General features: G+C 63.3%; 16 protein-coding genes and 1 riboswitch. Of the genes, 10 read left to right on the top strand and 6 right to left on the bottom strand.

The features are described 5' to 3' along the window. From hutU to hutC, 6 genes are all read left to right on the top strand, one after another. Positions 1 to 1,512, top strand: a 1,512-nt coding sequence (gene hutU / locus AC5DC2_RS06025) for a urocanate hydratase (protein WP_491697850.1), incomplete at its 5' end; no start/stop codon positions are given. Between the two features lie 111 nt (positions 1,513 to 1,623). Beyond that, complete coding sequence (blaOXA, locus tag AC5DC2_RS06020) at positions 1,624 to 2,430, top strand: class D beta-lactamase (RefSeq protein ID WP_491697849.1); 807 nt, start codon at positions 1,624 to 1,626, stop codon at positions 2,428 to 2,430. A gap of 146 nt (positions 2,431 to 2,576) precedes the next feature. Then, entirely contained in the window at positions 2,577 to 3,527 is a 951-nt protein-coding gene (locus tag AC5DC2_RS06015; protein ID WP_491697848.1) for an ABC transporter substrate-binding protein, read from the top strand. Positions 3,528 to 3,765: 238 nt separating this feature from the next. Then, the gene (locus AC5DC2_RS06010) at positions 3,766 to 4,539 is read left to right on the top strand and encodes an ABC transporter permease (protein ID WP_024708854.1); all 774 of its coding nucleotides are present in this window, start codon (positions 3,766 to 3,768) and stop codon (positions 4,537 to 4,539) included. Continuing rightward, positions 4,536 to 5,327 carry an ABC transporter ATP-binding protein gene (locus AC5DC2_RS06005; protein ID WP_024708853.1) on the top strand — a complete coding sequence of 264 codons (792 nt, stop codon included), beginning with the start codon at positions 4,536 to 4,538 and terminating at the stop codon, positions 5,325 to 5,327. Before AC5DC2_RS06010 ends, AC5DC2_RS06005 begins: the two co-directional genes overlap by 4 nt. A 10-nt stretch (positions 5,328 to 5,337) precedes the next feature. Beyond that, positions 5,338 to 6,099 carry a histidine utilization transcriptional repressor HutC gene (hutC, locus tag AC5DC2_RS06000; RefSeq protein WP_491697847.1) on the top strand — a complete coding sequence of 254 codons (762 nt, stop codon included), beginning with the start codon at positions 5,338 to 5,340 and terminating at the stop codon, positions 6,097 to 6,099. A 43-nt stretch (positions 6,100 to 6,142) separates the two neighbouring features. On the opposite strand, the gene prpB is transcribed toward hutC, so the two are convergent. The 4 genes from prpB to AC5DC2_RS05980 all read right to left on the bottom strand — a co-directional run bounded on the left by prpB (position 6,143) and on the right by AC5DC2_RS05980 (position 11,312). Further along, positions 6,143 to 7,060 (bottom strand): methylisocitrate lyase, encoded by a 918-nt coding sequence (prpB, locus tag AC5DC2_RS05995; protein WP_024708851.1) that lies wholly within the window; start codon positions 7,058 to 7,060, stop codon positions 6,143 to 6,145. 13 nt (positions 7,061 to 7,073) lie between these two features. Further along, a complete protein-coding gene (gene prpC / locus AC5DC2_RS05990) occupies positions 7,074 to 8,216 on the bottom strand; it encodes a bifunctional 2-methylcitrate synthase/citrate synthase (RefSeq protein ID WP_491697846.1) in 1,143 nt (380 codons plus the stop codon). A gap of 69 nt (positions 8,217 to 8,285) precedes the next feature. Further along, entirely contained in the window at positions 8,286 to 9,797 is a 1,512-nt protein-coding gene (locus tag AC5DC2_RS05985) for an MmgE/PrpD family protein (RefSeq protein ID WP_491697845.1), read from the bottom strand. Between the two features lie 156 nt (positions 9,798 to 9,953). After that, positions 9,954 to 11,312, bottom strand: coding sequence for a sugar porter family MFS transporter (locus tag AC5DC2_RS05980; RefSeq protein ID WP_256389218.1), 1,359 nt, complete (start codon positions 11,310 to 11,312; stop codon positions 9,954 to 9,956). A gap of 205 nt (positions 11,313 to 11,517) precedes the next feature. Then, positions 11,518 to 11,627: riboswitch (TPP riboswitch) on the top strand. Positions 11,628 to 11,729: 102 nt separating this feature from the next. Between AC5DC2_RS05980 and AC5DC2_RS05975 the strand changes: the two genes are divergently transcribed. The 3 genes from AC5DC2_RS05975 to AC5DC2_RS05965 all read left to right on the top strand — a co-directional run bounded on the left by AC5DC2_RS05975 (position 11,730) and on the right by AC5DC2_RS05965 (position 13,808). After that, positions 11,730 to 12,449, top strand: a complete 720-nt coding sequence (locus tag AC5DC2_RS05975) for an ABC transporter permease (RefSeq protein WP_491697851.1) — start codon at positions 11,730 to 11,732, stop codon at positions 12,447 to 12,449. A 31-nt stretch (positions 12,450 to 12,480) separates the two neighbouring features. After that, positions 12,481 to 13,422: an ABC transporter substrate-binding protein gene (locus tag AC5DC2_RS05970; RefSeq protein WP_491697844.1), complete on the top strand. Its 942-nt coding sequence runs from the start codon at positions 12,481 to 12,483 to the stop codon at positions 13,420 to 13,422. A gap of 179 nt (positions 13,423 to 13,601) precedes the next feature. Further along, the gene (locus AC5DC2_RS05965; RefSeq protein WP_024708844.1) at positions 13,602 to 13,808 is read left to right on the top strand and encodes a hypothetical protein; all 207 of its coding nucleotides are present in this window, start codon (positions 13,602 to 13,604) and stop codon (positions 13,806 to 13,808) included. A gap of 26 nt (positions 13,809 to 13,834) precedes the next feature. Here AC5DC2_RS05965 and glyS read toward each other — a convergent pair whose 3' ends face one another. Then, positions 13,835 to 15,949, bottom strand: a complete 2,115-nt coding sequence (gene glyS, locus AC5DC2_RS05960) for a glycine--tRNA ligase subunit beta (protein ID WP_491697843.1) — start codon at positions 15,947 to 15,949, stop codon at positions 13,835 to 13,837. 153 nt (positions 15,950 to 16,102) lie between these two features. Between glyS and AC5DC2_RS05955 the strand changes: the two genes are divergently transcribed. Beyond that, the gene (locus tag AC5DC2_RS05955) at positions 16,103 to 16,696 is read left to right on the top strand and encodes a hypothetical protein (RefSeq protein WP_491697842.1); all 594 of its coding nucleotides are present in this window, start codon (positions 16,103 to 16,105) and stop codon (positions 16,694 to 16,696) included. Between the two features lie 5 nt (positions 16,697 to 16,701). On the opposite strand, the gene AC5DC2_RS05950 is transcribed toward AC5DC2_RS05955, so the two are convergent. Next, positions 16,702 to 18,203, bottom strand: a 1,502-nt coding sequence (locus AC5DC2_RS05950; protein WP_491697841.1) for a DUF2207 domain-containing protein, incomplete at its 5' end; no start/stop codon positions are given.

Here is an 18,203-nt window from a genome sequence, read left to right as displayed (position 1 = left end):
GGCCGCGCGGCGCGCACCTGGGGCGATTTCGACAAAATCGTCGAGACGCTGAAGACGCTGGAGGACGACGAGACGCTGCTGGTGCAGTCCGGCAAGCCCGTCGGCGTGTTCCGCACCCATGCGGATGCGCCGCGCGTGCTGATCGCCAACTCCAACCTCGTGCCGCACTGGGCCAACTGGGACCACTTCCACGAACTCGATAAGAAGGGCCTGATGATGTACGGCCAGATGACGGCCGGGTCGTGGATCTATATCGGGGCGCAGGGCATCGTGCAGGGCACCTACGAGACCTTCGTGGAGGCCGGCCGCCAGCATTACAACGGCGATCTTTCGGGCAAGTGGATCCTCACCGGCGGTCTCGGCGGCATGGGCGGCGCGCAGCCGCTTGCCGCCGTCATGGCGGGCGCCTGTTGCCTCGCCGTGGAATGCGACCCGACCCGCATCGATTTCCGTCTGCGCACCGGCTATGTCGACGAAAAGGCCGAGACGCTGGATGAGGCGCTTGCCATGATCGACGCCTGGACGAAAGCGGGCGAGGCGAAATCCGTCGGCCTTCTCGGCAACACGGCGGAAATCCTGCCGGAACTGGTGAAGCGCGGCCTCCGCCCGGATATCGTCACCGACCAGACCTCGGCGCATGATCCGGTCAATGGCTATCTCCCCGCCGGCTGGAGCCTTGGCGAATGGCGCGACAAGGCCGAGCGCGATCCGAAAGCGGTCGAAAAGGCCGCGCGGGCCTCGATGCGCATCCATGTGGAGGCGATGCTCGCCTTCTGGGACAAGGGCATACCGACGGTCGATTACGGCAACAATATCCGCCAGATGGCCAAGGAAGAGGGCTGCGATCGCGCCTTTGATTTCCCCGGCTTTGTCCCGGCCTATATCCGTCCGCTGTTCTGCAAGGGCATCGGCCCGTTCCGCTGGGCCGCCCTTTCCGGCGATCCGGAGGACATCTACAAGACCGATCAGAAGGTCAAGGAACTGCTGCCGGACAACACCCACCTGCACAACTGGCTCGACATGGCCCGGGAGCGCATCCATTTCCAGGGACTGCCGGCGCGCATCTGCTGGGTCGGGCTTGGCGACCGCCATCGGCTTGGCCTTGCCTTCAACGAAATGGTGAAGAACGGCGAACTCAAGGCCCCGATCGTGATCGGCCGCGATCATCTCGATTCCGGTTCCGTCGCGTCGCCGAACCGCGAGACGGAAGCCATGCAGGACGGCTCGGATGCCGTTTCCGACTGGCCGTTGTTGAACGCCCTGCTCAACACCGCATCGGGCGCCACATGGGTGTCGCTGCATCATGGCGGCGGCGTCGGCATGGGATTCTCCCAGCATGCCGGCATGGTGATTTGCTGTGACGGTTCCGATGACGCGGCAAGGCGCATCGGCCGCGTGCTCTGGAACGACCCGGCCACCGGTGTCATGCGCCATGCGGATGCCGGTTATGACATCGCCATCGAATGCGCGAAGGAAAATGACTTGCGCCTGCCGGGCATTCTGGGCAATTGACGGGTGAAGGCGACCGGCGTTTCGCAAATCTTTACCCGAACCGGGCATTGGGATGAGCGGCTGCGCTTCTGGTGTGGCCGCTCATCCCCAATGGACGTCGGGAAGAATTTCATGCGCTGGTTAGCCGCTATCCTCGTTTCGTTTGCCATCGGAATACCGGCAAGGGCTGCCCTTGCCGAAACGCTCTGCACGCTCGTTGCCGAGGCGACGACGGGTGCCGTGCTGGTGGAGGACGGCGATTGCCAGACGCGCGTCACGCCAGCTTCCACCTTCAAGGTGCCACTGGCGGTGATGGGCTTTGATGCCGGATTTCTGAAAGACGCCGCGCATCCCGTTCTGGCCTATCACGACGGCGACCCCGATTGGGGCGGGGCGAACTGGCGGCGCGATACCAATCCGGCGGACTGGCTGCGCTATTCCGTCGTCTGGTATTCCCAGCGGATCACCCATGCGCTCGGCGCCGAGGCGCTGACGGCCTATGCGCAATCCTTCGGATACGGAAATGCCGATTTTTCCGGCGATGCGGGTTTTGACAACGGGCTTGATCGGGCATGGATATCATCCTCGCTTCAGGTTTCGCCCGTTGAGCAGGCGCGTTTCCTGCGCGCGCTCGTTCTTGGCGCCTTGCCGGTGCGCGAAGATGCCATGGTCCAAACGCGGGCCATTGTCGAAACCCGGCAGGCCGGCGACTGGCTGGTGCACGGAAAAACGGGCGCCGCCTATCCTCGCAGGGCGGATCGCAGTTTCGACTATGCGCACGGCTGGGGCTGGTATATGGGGTGGGTTGAAAAAGGCGACCAATTGCTGGTCTTCGTTCGGCTGACACAGACGCGCGAGCGAATGAAGGGGTCTCCCGGGCTTCGTGCACGCGACGTCTTCCTGTCCGAGTGGCCTGCGCTCGCCAAGCAGATCCGGTGACATGCGCCAACCCGACGTTTTTCAATATGCCGGCCGGCTGGACGCCGCATATTTTGTCTAGACAAATTATGCGGCGCCTGACTAATATGCCCATCGAAATAGCAATCAGTAAAACTGCTCAAAATAAAGCAAAGAGGGGTTCCAACATGACTTTAAATTGGCTTGCAGCCACTGCAATCGCCGTTTCAGCTCTCGCTACCGGCGCTCAGGCGCAGGAGACCAAGGTCGCCGTCGGCCTTTCCGGCTGGACCGGTTTCGCGCCGCTGACGCTCGCCAAGGAAGCCGGTATCTTTGAAAAGAACGGGCTCGATGTCGATCTGGTCAAGATCCCGCAGGCAAGCCGCCATCTGGCGCTCGCCTCCGGCGATATCCAGTGCGCCGCCACCACGGTTGAGACCTGGATTGTCTGGGCCGCCGCCGGCGTTCCGACCACGCAGATTTTCCAGCTCGACAAGTCCCACGGCGCAGACGGCATGGTCGTGCGTTCGGACATTGAATCGATCACGGACCTCAAGGGCAAGACGGTTGCGGCCTCCGCACCGGGCACCTCGCCCTATTTCTACCTCGCCTGGATCCTCAAGGAAAACGGCATGACGATGGATGACGTCAGGGTCGTCAATCTCGAGCCGGGCCCTGCCGCGCAGGCGTTCATCGCCGGCCAGAACGACGCGGCGATGACCTATGAGCCCTATCTTTCGTCTGTCCGCGAAGCGCCCGACGCCGGCAAGATCATCGCCACCACGCTCGATTATCCGGCCGTGATGGACACGTTCGGCTGCACGCCGGCCTTCCTGGAAGAAAATCCGGAAGCGGCCAAGGCGCTCGCCACCTCCTATTACGAGGCGCTCGACATGATCGCCGAAAGCCCGGAAGAGGCCTATGGCATCATGGGCGCGGATGTGAACCAGTCGGCAGAACAGTTCGCCGGCTCGGCGCAGTATCTCGAATGGCAGGACCGCGATGCGGCGATCGCCTTCTTCGGCGGCGAGTTCAACGACTTCTCCGCTGATGCAGCCGAGCTTCTGCTCGATGCCGGCGTGATCCGCGAGATCCCGGACCTGTCAACGCTCGCCGATCCGTCGTTTATCCAGGAGTAACACGAAACGCCCCCATTCGATCTCTTCCCTTGAGGGGGTGATGCCCCGACAGGGGCAGAGGGTGGTAAACCCTATCCGAAGGCACGGAGATTGCGGCTTACAGGGCTTGCGCCCTCTACCCCTCTCTGTCGCTTTCGCGACATCTCCCCCTCAAGGGGGAGATTGGTGGGAGGTGGCGGCAAATCCCATCGAGTTCACGACGACCGACCCTAAATTTGCGCCATCCGACGGAGACCCAATGAAACCGCTTGAGCCGATCAGCCCGACGCTGCGCCTGTCGCTGGGCATCCTGTTTTTCGCGATCTTCTTTGCCGGCTGGTCGTTTGCGACCTTTGGCGGCTTTGTCTCCAAGACCTTTCTCGCAGACCCGATCACCATGCTGCAGGATGGCTGGTGGCTCTTGTCGAAGCGCGGCTTTCTGGGCGATATCGGCATCACCGTCTGGCGCGTGGTCGGCGGTTTCGTGCTGGCCTCCGTCATCGCCGTGCCGCTCGGCATCGCCATGGGCGCCTACAAGCCGATCGAGGCGCTGCTGGAGCCTTTCGTGTCCTTCGCCCGCTATCTGCCGGCCTCCGCCTTCGTCCCGCTCCTGATCCTCTGGGCCGGCATCGGCGAAATGCAGAAGCTGCTCGTCATCTTCATCGGCGCGGTATTCCAGATCATCCTCATGGTCGCCGTCTATGTCGCCAATACGCGGCGCGACCTCGTGGAAGCGGCCTATACGCTCGGCGCTTCCCATCACGGCATCGTCCGGCGCGTGCTGCTGCCGGCGTCAGCGCCTGATATCGCCGAGACGCTGCGCCTCGTGCTCGGCTGGGCCTGGACCTATGTGATCGTCGCCGAGCTGATCGGCGCGTCATCAGGCATCGGCTATATGATCATCAATTCGCAGGCGCTGATGGCGACAGGACAGATCATCTTCGGCATCATCGTCATCGGCGTGATCGGCCTAATCTCGGACTTCGCCTTCAAGATGGTCAATCGCGTTCTGTTCGCCTGGAGGTTCGCATGAGCGCGCCGGAACTTGAAATCAGGGGCGTCTCGCGCGTCTTTCCCGGCCGCAAGGGCGGCGCGCCCATCGAAGCGCTCGCGCCGACCGATCTGACTCTGGAAAAGAACGACTTCGTCACCATTCTGGGTCCGTCCGGCTGCGGCAAGTCCACGCTCCTGCGCATCGTCGCCGGGCTTGACAGGCCGACCACCGGCGCGGTTCTGCTCGAGGGCAAGGCGGTCAAGGGCCCCGGGGCCGACCGCGGCATGGTGTTCCAGTCCTATACCCTCTTCCCTTGGCTGACCATCCGCGAGAATGTCGGCTTCGGGCTGCGCGAAAAGGGTGTGCGTGACAAGGAACTCAGCGAGATCGTCGATCTTTACCTCGATCGGGTCGGACTGACGGGCTTTGCCGAACACTGGCCCAAGCAGCTTTCCGGCGGCATGCAGCAGCGCACGGCGATCGCCCGCGCCCTTGCCAACGATCCGAAAATCCTGCTCCTCGACGAGCCTTTCGGCGCGCTCGACAACCAGACGCGCGGACTGATGCAGGAATTGCTGCTCGGTATCTGGGAGCGGGAGAAGAAGACGGTGATCTTCGTCACCCACGATATCGAGGAATCCGTGTTCATGGCGTCCCGCGTTGTCACCATGTCGGCGCGGCCCGGTCGGATTTCGTCGATCACCCCGGTCGATTTCCCGCATCCGCGCGACTATCACCTGAAGGCCGATCCCGAATTTGCCCGGCTTCGCATGAAACTGACCGAGGAAATCCGCGCCGAGGTGGTTGCCGCCGTCAGCCGGGGTTGAGAAGGACGCCATGCCTGACGAGACACCTGCGCGCGCTTCCAGCAAGGAGCCGACCAAGCCTTTGGCGCTTCACTCCCGCATCCAGCGGGATGTGGAAAACCGGATTGTTTCAGGGGAATGGCCGCCGGGCACGCGCATTCCCTTCGAGCACGAGCTGACCGCCGAATATGGCTGTTCGCGCATGACCGTGAACAAGGCGCTGTCGGAACTCGTCAAGAAGGGCCTGATCGAGCGTCGCCGCAAGTCCGGCTCCTATGTGCGCCAGCCGGAAGTGCTTTCCGCCGTTCTCGAAATCCACCAGCTGGAGCGGGAGGTGCGGGCGCTCGGGCTGGCTTACGATTTCCGGCTGATCGAACGCGAAGAACGGATGGCGGATGAAGGCGACCGGAAACGGCTCCGCCTTGCTCGGCCGGGCAGGGTGTTGAGCCTGAAGGGGCTGCACACCGCCGGCCGCCGACCATTCTGTCTTGAAGACCGGCTGGTCAGCCTTGAAGAGGTGCCGCAGGCGCGGGAGACGGATTTCGCGCGTAACCCGCCGGGCACATGGCTCTTGGAACAGGTGCCGTGGAGCGCCGCCGAACATCGCATTCGCGCCACCGGCGCGGACCGTGATGCGGCCGATATCCTCGACCTTGCCGAGGGCGCGCCCTGCCTCGTCATCGAAAGGCGCACCTGGAACGCCTCGGGCTCGATCACCCAGGTCTATCTCACCTATCCCGGCGACATGCACACGCTTGTCGCCCAGTTCGCGCCGTCGGCAAGGCCTGGCTGACGGGGACCGGGCGCAAGGCTGTGCCAAACACAGCGCCTTCGCCCTATTCCTTGTCCATCGTCGGCAGCACCGTCGCGACGATCGAGGCATCGAGCTTTTCGTAAGCCGCGAGGTCGATGGTCTCGTAAAGCTCGGCGCGGGTCTGCATGTCTTCGAGCATCCCCTTGGTCGAACCGGTTTCCTTCAGCGTCGAAAACAGTCGCTCCTGCGCCTTGTTGGCAACCCGCAACGAGGAAACCGGGAAGATCACCATGCGGTAGCCCATCGCCTCGAATTCGGACGCCGTCAAATAGGGCGTGCGGCCGAACTCGGTCATGTTGGCGAGAAGCGGCACGCCCTCCATGCGGGCGGCAAACTCGCGGAACATGTCGACAGTGGTCAGCGCCTCGGGGAAGATCGCGTCGGCCCCGGCTTCCATGAAGAGTTTCGCCCGCGCCACCGCGCCGTCGATCCCCTCGCTCGCCGCCGCATCCGTGCGGGCGATGATGTAGAGATTGCGGCGGGCCTTGGCGGCGGCGGCGATCTTGGCGGCCATGTCATGCGGGTCGGCAAGCTTCTTGTCGTTCAGATGGCCGCATTTCTTCGGCAACAGCTGGTCCTCGATATGGACGCCGGCCGCGCCCGCATCCTCGAAGGTGCGAACCATGTGCATCACGTTCAGCGCCTCGCCATAGCCGGTGTCGCCGTCCACCAGAAGCGGCAACCCGCTGGCGCGGGTGATCTGGCGGATGAAGAAGGCAACCTCGTCCACCGTGATCATCCCGAGATCGGGAATACCCATCGAGGCCGTCATCGCCGCGCCGGAGAGATAGAGCGCGTCAAAGCCGGCCTTCCTCGCCTGAAGGGCTGCCATGCCGTTGTGCACGCCGGGCATGGTGACGATGCCGCCCGCTTCCACCTGGCGGCGGAGGCGCAGGCCTGCGGGCTCTTGCGGAAGATCGGCGGAAATCAGATAGGGCATGGCAATAATCCTGTCAGGCTCGCTCATTCATGGGCACGAAGGGCCGGTTGTCCGGACCGATGTAATTGGCGGCGGGTCGGATGATCTTGCCGTCCTCGCGCTGTTCGATGATGTGGGCCGCCCAGCCGGCCATGCGGGCAATCACGAAGAGCGGCGTGAACATCGCCGTCGGCACGCCCATCATGTGATAGGAAACGGCCGAGAACCAGTCGAGATTGGGGAACATGTTGCGCGCATCCGCCATGGTGGCTTCGATCCGTTCGGCGATGTCGAACATCTTCATCGATCCGGCTTCTTCAGAGAGCTCCCGGGCAACCTGCTTGATCACCTTGTTGCGCGGATCGGAAACCGTATAGACCGGATGGCCGAAGCCGATGATCACCTGTTTTTGCGCCACCCTTTCGCGGATATCGGCATCGGCCTCCTCAGCCGTGTCGTAGCGCTTCTGGATCTCGAAGGCGAACTCGTTGGCGCCGCCGTGTTTCGGCCCGCGCAACGCCCCGATCGCGCCGCAGACTGCGGAGTAGAAATCCGTGCCGGTGCCGGTGATCGAGCGGGCGGTGAAGGTCGAGGCGTTGAACTCGTGCTCGGCATAGAGAATGAGCGAGGTGTGCATCGCTCTCACATGGCTTTCGCTCGGCGCCTTGCCGTGGAGAAGATGCAGGAAGTGCCCGCCGATCGAGGCGTCATCGGTCTCGACATCGATCCGCCGGCCATTATGGGAAAAGTGATACCAGTAGATGAGCGTCGAGCCGATCGAGGCCATCAGCCGGTCGGCGATATCGCGCGCGCCCGCCTTGTTGTGGTCGGCGGCCTCCGGCAGCACGCAGCCGAGCACGGAAGCGCCGGTGCGCATCACATCCATCGGGTGGGTGGCCGCCGGCAAAAGCTCCAGCGCCCCGCGCACGGCTGACGGCAAGCCGCGAAGAGCGGAAAGCTTGGCCTTGTAGGCGGTAAGCGTCGCGGCGTCCGGCAGCGCGCCGTAGACCAGAAGGTAGGCGATTTCCTCGAACTCGCAGGTGCCGGCAATATCGAGAATGTCATAGCCGCGGTAGTGCAGGTCGTTGCCGCTCTGGCCGACGGAGCAAAGCGCCGTATTGCCGGCGACGACGCCGGAAAGCGCCACGGATTTCTTCGGTTTCCTTGCTTCAGTCATGATCTCTCCTCCCGATCATGCGCCGCGCGGCGTCGGCCCTCCTCAAAGGCCGGCGCTGCGGCTCTGTTCTCATTTCCAGTCGAAAATGCCGGTCCTTGCCGGCGCGCCGAGCTCGTCGGGCGAGACGACGAAATTCAGCCCGAAAAGCTCCTCCGGCGCGAGCGAGGTCAGTCGCTCGACGGTTGCGAGGAAGCGGTCCTGTTCGCCGGCCGCCACCACGCCGTGGGCCAGCATGCGGAATTTCTTCACATAGTCCGGCCGCGAGAAGGGTCGGTTTCCGAGCGGATTGGCATCGGCGACGGCGAGCTGGTCCTCGATGATCCGTCCGTCCTCCATGGTGACGATCACATGGCCGCCGAAAGCCTTCTCAGCCGGGTCGTGGCTGTGATAGCGCCGCGTCCATTCCGGGTTCTCCGCCGTGGTGATCTTGTGCCACAGCGCAACGGTCTCCGGGCGTTTGGCGCGTTCGGGCGCATAGGAGCGCTCATGGTGCCAGCCGCCGTCTTCCAGCGCCACGGCGAAGATGTACATGATCGAGTGGTCGAGCGTCTCGCGGCTGGCGCTCGGGTCCATCTTCTGCGGATCGTTGGCGCCTGTGCCGATGACGTAATGGGTGTGGTGGCTGGTTTCGATCAGGATCGACTTCACCTTCGACAGATCGCCGATCGCGGGGCCCATGCGGCGGGCAAGGTCGATCAGCGCCTGGCTCTGGTATTCGGCCGAATGTTCCTTGGTATAGGTGTCCATGATGGCGCGTTTTGGTTCGCCCTTTTCCGGCAGCGGCACGGTATATTCGGCCGTCGGGCCGGAAAGCAGATAGGCGATGAAGCCGTCCTCGCCCTCCCAGGCCGGAGACGGCGCGCCTTCGCCGCGCATCACCCGGTCAACGGCCTCGACCGCCATCTTGCCGGCAAAGGCGGGCGCATAGGCCTTCCAGCTCGAGATCTCGCCCTTGCGCGACTGGCGCGTCGTGGTCGTCACATGCAGCGCCTGCTGAACGGCCTGGTAGATCGTCTCCGTATCAAGCCCGAGCGCGGTGCCGATGCCGGCGGCCGCCGACGGTCCCAGATGGGCGATATGGTCGATCTTGTGCTCATGCAGGCAGATGCCGCGGACGAGATCGACCTGGATTTCGTAACCGGTTGCAATACCGCGCGCGAGCGCCTCGCCGGAAAGCCCGCAATGCTGGGCGACGGCCAGGATCGGCGGAATATTGTCGCCGGGATGGGAATAGTCGGCCGCAAGGAAGGTGTCGTGATAGTCGAGCTCGCGCACGGCGACGCCATTGGCCCAGGCGGCCCATTCCGGCGAGAAGCGCTTGTTCGCGGCAAGGCCGAAGATGGTCGCGCCGGGCGAAAACGGATGGGCGGTTGCCTGCGCGCGGGCGCTGACGGCCGGCCTGCGGGCAATGGAGGCGGCGGCCACGGCGGCGTTGTCGATGATCCGGTTACCGATCATCTCCACCACGTCATCGTCGAGCGCCACGGGGTCCGTCGCGACCGCGGCGATCTTCCAGGCAAGCTGGTCTTCGCGTTTGAGGTTTTCCGATGATTTGTGGGTGCGCACCTTGTGCTCGAGCATGACGTCTCCTCCCGCTTCAATGCCAACGCCGTTTTCGTCTGTTTGGCGCCGATTGTCCATCGGCGACAATGCAGCCATTAGTCTTAGGCAATTTGGCGGCTCCACGCAAAACGGCCCGCTTGCGGCGGGCCGTCTGTTTCAGGCGATGCGGGCGAATCAGCCCGCTGCGACGGTGCGCTGCTCGATCTCCTCGAGGGTGACGCCCTTGGTCTCAGGCGCGACCGCGATGGCGTAGAAGATGCCGATCACGCAGAAGCCGGTGAAGATTGCGAAGGTGCCGACGATGCCGATGCCGGCCAGAAGCTCGGGAAAGAGCAGGGCGACGACGAAGTTGAAGAACCAGTTGGCGATCGATGCCAGCGCCATGCCGCGCGGACGCAGCCGGAGCGGGAAGAGTTCCGCCATGTAGAGCCAGGGCAAAGGGCCGAGGCTGACGGCGAAAAAGGCAATGAAGGCAAAGATCCCGATCATGGCCAGATAGGGGGTCGCGGCGATGTTCATCATGGTCGCGACGGTCACAAGCGCCATCGAGGCCGCGGTGCCGAAAAAGCCCAGGATCAGCAGTTTGCGCCGACCCATGGATTCCACCAGATACATGGCGACGATCGTCAGCGCCACGTTGACCACGCCGATGCCGACGGTTGCCAGAAGCTGGGTCGTGGTGCCAGAGAAACCTGCGCTTTTGAAGATTTCCGGGGCGTAATAGATGATCGCGTTGATGCCGGAGAGCTGTTGCAGCACGAACACGATCATGGCGAAGCTCGTGACCGGCAGGATGCCCTTCTTCAGGAAGGTGCTCCAGGCAGGGGCGGCTTCCTCGTCCTTCGCGCTTTCCTTGATCTCGGTGATGATCTCGTCGATCTCGGCATCGGAGGATTCCGGCTGCAGCCTGGCGATGATGTCGCGCGCCTTGTCGGCGTTCGAATTCAGCGTCAGCCAGCGCGGCGTCTCCGGCGAGAGCAGGATGCCGACAAGGGCGATGATCGAGGGGAAGACGCCGACACCGATCATCCAGCGCCAGTCGCCGGTGCCGCCGAAGGCCGCGTCCGACATGTAGGAAATCATGATGCCGATCGTGATCATCAGCTGGAAGGCCGAGACGATGGTGCCGCGAATGCGCGCCGGCGCCACTTCCGCCAGGAACATCGGGGCGGTCATGGCCGATGCGCCGATGCCGACGCCGATCAGAAGGCGGGCCAGCGTCAGCACATACTGGTTGAAGGCGAAGGCGGAAATCAGCGAGCCGACGAGAAAGATCACGGCGCCGAGGATCAGCATCGGCTTTCGGCCGTAGCGGTCGGTGGTGACCATGGCGAGCAGCGTGCCCGCCACCGCGCCGAGCGGCACGGCCGAGGTAATCACGCCTTCCATGAAGGGCGTGATGGTGAAGTCCTGTTTGATGAACGGCAAAGCGCCGGAAATCACGCCCTGGTCAAAGCCGAAGAGCATGCCGAACAGTGCCGCCACGATGACGATGGCGATAAGCATTGGGTTTCCTCCGCATTTCGGGCGCAGCCGGGTGCCGGTGCGCCGGTCAGTGTCTTTCTGTCCCTGACCCTTAGCCTTTTTTTGTGAACGCTAGCTGAAAATTCCGTCTGTAGCCATGCCTTCATGACAACTTGAAGATGAAAACCGCCCTGCTTGTCAACTCTATTCCCTTTCGGCGGCCGGAAGCTGCGTCAGCGCCCCTTGACCGGACCGTTCTGCGCAGGCATAGATAAGCCCATCCGAGGGGTGCGATCTTCTTTGCGAAGATGCTGAGATGGCTCTGGCCGAACCCTTGAACCTGATCCGGGTCATGCCGGCGTAGGAACGGAGTTTGGTATTGAGCGATACGCCCATAAAATCAGCCTGTTTTGTTACGTCCGCTGCCCGGCCGCGCCGGGGAGAGGGGACTTGAGGCAAAGCCTTTTCGCCGTTTTGAAATCCCTGATGGTGATCGCTGCGCTCCTTCTGCTCTGGCAGGCGGTCGTCACGCTGTTTGCGCTCCCACGCTATATCCTGCCCGCGCCCTCTGCCGTCGCCGCAAGGCTGTGGACCGGCCATGCCTACCTCCTCTCGAACGCCCTCATCACGCTGCGCGAGATCATCGCCGGCTTTGCCGCCGGCGCGGCCTTCGGCGCGGGCGCCGCCTTCCTGCTCGCCGGTTTTCCGCGCTTCGGGCGTCTCGTCTGGCCGGCGCTCGTGGTGCTGCAGTCGTTCCCGGTCTTCGTCATCGCCCCCATGCTGGTGCTCTGGTTCGGCTTCGGCATCACCTCCAAGGTGGTGATGACGATGATCATCGTCTTCTTTCCCGTTGCCTCCAATTTCGCCGACGGACTTGCCCGCACCGACAGCGCCGTCATCAAGGCGGCGCATCTTGACGGTGCAGGACACTGGCAGCTTCTGGTTCTCATCCGTCTGCCGCTCGCCATGCCGCAACTCTTTTCAGGCCTGCGCATCGCCGCCCCGCTCGCTCCTCTCGGCGCCGTCGTCGGCGAGTGGGTGGGCGCTGCTGGCGGTCTCGGCTTCGTCATGGTGCAGGCCAACGCCCGAATGCAGAGCGATACGGTGTTTGCCGCCATGTTCATCCTGGCGCTGGAGGCCGTTCTGTTTCGCAAGGCGGTGGATCTCGCCGCGCCCTTTTTCACCCGCTGGTCGCCCGCCCAATGAGCGGCCGCGCCGATTTCCCAAGGAGGATCAAATGCTCAAAAGACTAGCCCTCGCGGCCGCCCTGACGCTTCTGCCCGGTCTGGCCGCCGCCGATGACAGGCTCAGCGTCATTCTCGAATGGTATGTGAACCCGGATCATGCACCGATGGTGATAGCCGAGGCGAACGGCTATTTCGCCGACGAGGGGCTCGACGTGGACCTCGTGCCGCCGGCAGATCCGTCCATGGTGCCGCGCATGGTCGCCTCCGGCCGGGCCGATATCGGCGTGCACTACCAGCCGAACCTCTATCTCGACCACGCCGCCGGCATTGACATCAAGCGCTTCGGCACCCTTGTCTCGACGCCGCTCAACACGCTGACGGTGATGGCGGACGGACCTGTCCAGTCGCTCGCCGATCTGAAGGGCCGGAAGATCGGCTTTTCGGTCGCCGGCATCGAGGAGGCGGTCGTCTCGGCCATGCTTTCAAGCGCCAGCCTCACGCGCGACGACATCACGCTGGTCAATGTCAATTTCGCGCTCACCCAGTCGCTCCTCACCGGCCAGGTCGATGCCACGATCGGCGCGTTCCGCAATTTCGAGCTGACCCAGATGGCGATCGAGGGCGAGGAGGGCAAGGCCTTCTTTCCAGAGGAAAACGGCGTTCCGGTCTATGACGAGCTGATCTATGTGACCCGCAGCGAACTCATTGACGATGACCGGCTGCTGCGCTTTCTCGACGCGGTGGAGCGCGCGGCGATCTTCATCACCAACCACCCGGAAGAGGCCTGGGGCCTGTTCGCCGAGGCCTATCCCGATCTCGACGACGAACTGAACCGCACGGCCTTTGCCGATACCATCGCCCGTTTTAGCAAGAGCCCCGCCGCCTTCGATGCCGGGCGCTACCAGCGGTTCGGTGCATTCATGGCGGAAAACGGACTGATCGAGGAGGCGCCCGAGGTTTCGGACATCTCGGTTTCGCTTTACGGCGGATAGGCCTTTCCGGCCTCAAATCGCCACAAAACGTGAGTAAAAAGACCAAAATACCGGAAGGCGGCCATTGGCCGTCTTCCGCGTTTCGGTCTTTTGCAGAATCGGAAGGACGGATGACCGCGGGCCGTCCCGAGGAAGACCGATCTCGAACATGCGCTTGTCAGCCTCAGGGAGATCGGAACATGAAACTAGCCGGCCTGGTGCTGGTGGTGATCGGCCTTGCCACCCTGACCTTCCGTTTCGGCCTTTATCACTATGGCGATGTCGCGGGCGATATCGAGGGCAGCCTCCTGACCCCGCTCGCGCAACTTGCCCTTCTGGTCGGCGCCCTGCTTCTGGCGCTGCATCTGGTGCTGCGCTTTGTCCGGCATGTGATCAGCCATGATTGAGCGGCGCCGGAGGAGGGCGGCGGCCCTCAGCCCGCAATTTTCGAGAAATCGGCGACAGTCCCGGTCGCTTCTCGGATCATCGCCAGAAGGGCCAGGCGGTTTGCGCGCACGGCCTCGTCCTCGGCATTGACCAGCACATCCTCGAAGAAGGCGTCAACGGGTGCGCGAAGGGCGGCGAGCGCTTCCATGGCGGCAAGGTAGTCTTCCCGTTTCGAGGCGTCCCGCGCCTTCTTCGATGCTGCGAGAATGGCATCATGGAGCGCCTTCTCGGCATCGGTTTCAAAGAGCGCCGGATCGACCTTATCGGCAATCCGCGTCTTCTTCTTCTCTTCCGCCGCCAGCAGCTGTCCGGCGCGCTTTTCGCCCGCCAGCAGGTTTTGGCCATCTTCGGAATCGAGGAATTTCGTCAGCGCCTCCACCCGGCGGGCAACGACTTCCAGGTCATCCGCATCCGCCGACAATACCGCGTCGATCAGGTCGTGACGCGCGCCCATGTCGCGCAGATAGACCTTGAAGCGGTCATGGAAGAAGGAGAGCAGGTCGCGATCATCGAAGACTGACAGCAGCGGCAGGCGCACGCCGCGCTCCAGAATGATGCGGATGACGCCGAGCGCCGCACGGCGGAGCGCATAGGGGTCGCCCGAACCGGTGGGCTTTTCGTCGATCGACCAGAAACCGGTCAGCGTGTCGAGCTTGTCGGCGAGCGCCACCGTCAGCGAGACCTTGCCCCGCGGCACGACGTCGGAGGGGCCAAGCGGCTTGTAATGCTCCTCGATTGCCGCCGCCACGTCTTCGCTCTCGCCCTGCAGAAGCGCATATTTGCGGCCCATGGCACCCTGAAGCTCAGGGAATTCGCCGACGGCCTCGGTTCTGAGGTCGGCCTTGGCCAGAACCACGGCACGATCGACCTCGGCCGCATCAGCGCCGACGATCGGGGCCAGTTCCTTCGCCAGCGCGCGGATGCGGTCCACGCGCGCGCCCTGGCTGCCGAGCCTGGCGTGGAAGGTGACGTTCAGCGCGTCGAGCTTGGCCATGCGCTGGTCGAGCGGCTTTTTCAGGTCGAGGCTGAACTGCGCGGCCGATTTCTCGAGCGTCGCAAGGTCCGGCAGGTCGCGCTGGTCCATGTGCCAGAAATGCAGCGCGTCGGAGAGGCGCGCGCGCACGACCTTGCCATTGCCGTATCGGATTTCCTTGCCGCCGTCGCTTGCCGCGATATTGGCGATCAGGATGAATTTGTTGGTGAGGCTCGCCTCGCCATGCTTCCTGACCACGAAGCATTTCTGGTTGGTCTTGATCGTCAGCCGGATGATCTCGTCGGGAATTTCGAGGAAGGCCTCCTCGAATTCGCCGAGCAGCACCTGCGGATATTCGACAAGCCCGGCCACCTCGTCCAGCAGCCCCTCGTCCTCGACCACGTCGAGCCCGTTGGCGAAGGCCAGATTGGCGGCGTCATCGCGGATGATGTCCTTGCGCCGGTCGGCATCGAGAATGACGCAGGCCTTCTCAAGGCCCGCCGCATAATCGGCGAACCGCCTGACCTCAAAGGGTTCTGGCGCGTGGAAACGGTGACCATAGGTGACATTCGAGGCGACAACGCCATCGATCTCGAAATCGATGACCCGGGTTTCCTCGATTTCCGTGCCGAAGGTGCAGACGATCGACTGCAGCGGCCGAACCCAGCGCAGCGCCCCGGGCTCCGATGAGGCAGCGCCCCAGCGCATCGACTTTGGCCATGGGAAGTTGCGGATGATGCCGGGCATCACGTCGCGGATGATCTCTTCGGCGTCACGACCGGGCTTTTCGATGACGGCCACATAGAAATCGCCCTTCTTCGGGTCCGACTGGATCTTCGCCTCAGAGATATCGTCAAGGCCCGCGCCGCGCAGGAAGCCCGCGATCGCCTTTTCCGGCGAACCGACGCGCGGGCCCTTGCGCTCCTCGCGCACATCGGCCGAACGCGCCGTCAGCCCGTGAATGTCGAGTGCGAGCCGGCGCGGGGTGAAATATTCGCGTGCGCCCTCATAGGTCAGACCCGCATCCACCAGCGCATCGGTGACGCGCTTCTTCAGTTCGCCTGCCGCCTGGCGCTGCATGCGGGCAGGAATCTCTTCGGAACGGAGTTCAAGCAAAAGGTCGGGCATGGGACAGCTTCTATCGTGGTCTGAATGTCGGTGACGGCGTGTTAGCAAGCCCGGCGGCAAAAGTCATCCGGGAATAGAGGTTTTGGAAGGTCCAACGGCACAGAAGCGTTGCCGCGCCACGCAATTGTCGGAATTCGGGTTTCATCATGCGGCATGAACAAGAAGATCGCCTTTCCATTGTCAGCGCTTGCCCTTATGGCGCTTGCCGCCGCGCCCGCCGAGGCGGAAACGATGCTGCCGCAGGGCCACTACAAGACGGCCTGCCTGCCGATCGGCAAGAATGACCGTCATGGCCTCATCGCCGAGGTGACGATCGAAGGCGCAGTTCTGTCGGCTACCGCGCAATCCTATGCGCATGACAACTGCGATGTCCCGACCGTGAAGGCCGAATATCGCGGCGTTATCGAGGAGGCCAGCCGCCAGGAAAACCATATCGATTTCGTTCAGCGCACCGGTCCGTTCCTCTACACATTGCTGCTGCCCGAAGTGACGACCTATTACAACGCCAATATCGGCTCCGCCGGCTGCGATCTCGGTGACTGGGAAACCGGCGTGCCGCGCGATGTTTCGGGCAAGACCTGCGCGCCCTACGCCTTCCCGGAGGTCGGCTCCAGGTTGAAGGACCGGCTCTGGGTCAAGGGCGACCGGATATCCTTCGGCCATCTCCCGCTCAGCTGGCAGAATGAGGCCGATGGCGGCTTTCCCCAGACATCATCTCCGATAAGCTTCGTCAAGATCGAGGACTGAGCGGCCTACCAGCCGCCCCCGCCGCCGCCGCCGCCGCCGCCGCCGGAGAAACCGCCGCCGCCCGAAAAGCCGGAGGACGAGGTGTTTTGCGTCGGCATGGAGGACGACATGGCCGACGCCATGGAGGAGGAGAAGCCGCCGATCTGGTCGGACAGGTTCTGGTGGCGGAAATCGCCGTAATACCAGTAGGGCGAATAATAGCTTGCCGTGCCTGCCGCGATTGCCGCCGTCAGCCATGCGTCGAAGGTTTTCGACCATGGCTTTTCAACGCCGAGCGCCACGGCATAGGGCAGCAGCGTCTCGAAGTGCTGCGGCGACATTTCCGGCGCGCCCGCAAGGTTCATCCGGTTTGCCTCGGCAAGGGTCAGATATTGCTTGAGCCCCGCGATCTCGTCCATCTTCCTGCGTCCTGAGGTGGTGGGCGCGCTCATGATGAAGAAGAAGACGAGGTTGATGAGCACGATCCCGCCAAAGGCAACGATCACAGCCCAATCGGCAGCGTCGATATGATCGCTGAGCAGCGTGACCGCCATGCCGCCGACGGCCTGCAGCAGGAAGAAACCCATGAACGCGGCGGCAACCAGTGTTCCGATTGCGGAAGACATCGAGCGCCCGCGCCGACGGAACGCCTTGCCGAGCATCGAGGCAAACAGGGCGATGAACACGGAAATGAATACCGAGAAGAACAGAACAGGGATGACGGCGTTCGAGATAAAACCGAAAACCAGCAACGCAAAGCCCGCGAGCAGCGAAAGCGCGACGCCGCCGACCGAATAGCCGATATTGCGGACAAAATACTCGCCCCTGTGCTCCCGCGTGATGGCGGAGGTGAAGGCGCTTGCCATGGAGGCGACCGACTTGCCATGGGCCTTGTCGACGATGAACACGCCGCCTGAATCATCCACCGCCTTCAGGAGAGCCTTCTGTCCGGGCGGCAGTGCGGGGTCGAAGGGCTTGTCGGTGCGCTTCAGCGTCATGCCCTTTTTCGGCTCGTCAATGATCAGGAAGCCCTTGACCGCGAGATCGATCGCCGTTGCTGCAATCGCGTCAAACCGGCTGGAGCCGAAGCCCTGGTTTTCGACATAGGAGACGAGCGCGGGCGACAGGTCCTCCGGCGGGTCCCAGCGCGGCACCACGACGCCGGCCGGCGGATCGCGGCCAACCTTGCGCCACGACAGGAGGTAATAGAGGAAGACCAGCAGAAGACCGCCGAAGCCGATGAAGTAATTGCGATAGTCGCTCAGAAACCACGATGCGCTTTCTGACGTCGTCGGCGCGTCGATCGCGCCCTTCGGCACGGCGACGACGACCGAGAGACCTTCCTTGGGGCCGAGCGGGGCCGTGGTCTCGAACGTCGCCACATTGCCGTTTGTCGTTTCCCGGGCATTCTGTTCGCGCGAACCATAGGCACCGGTGTAGAAGGTCGTCCGCGTCGGCGTCACGCCCTCCGGTAGCGTGATCGTCGCGGTCGCCTGCTCGATCGGGAAGGCCCAGAAATTGCCGGTGG

It is taken from the genome of Martelella sp. (genome assembly GCF_984369615.1).
Note: the sequence above shows the minus strand (reverse complement) of the source record. Positions and strands in the feature narration are given on the sequence as shown.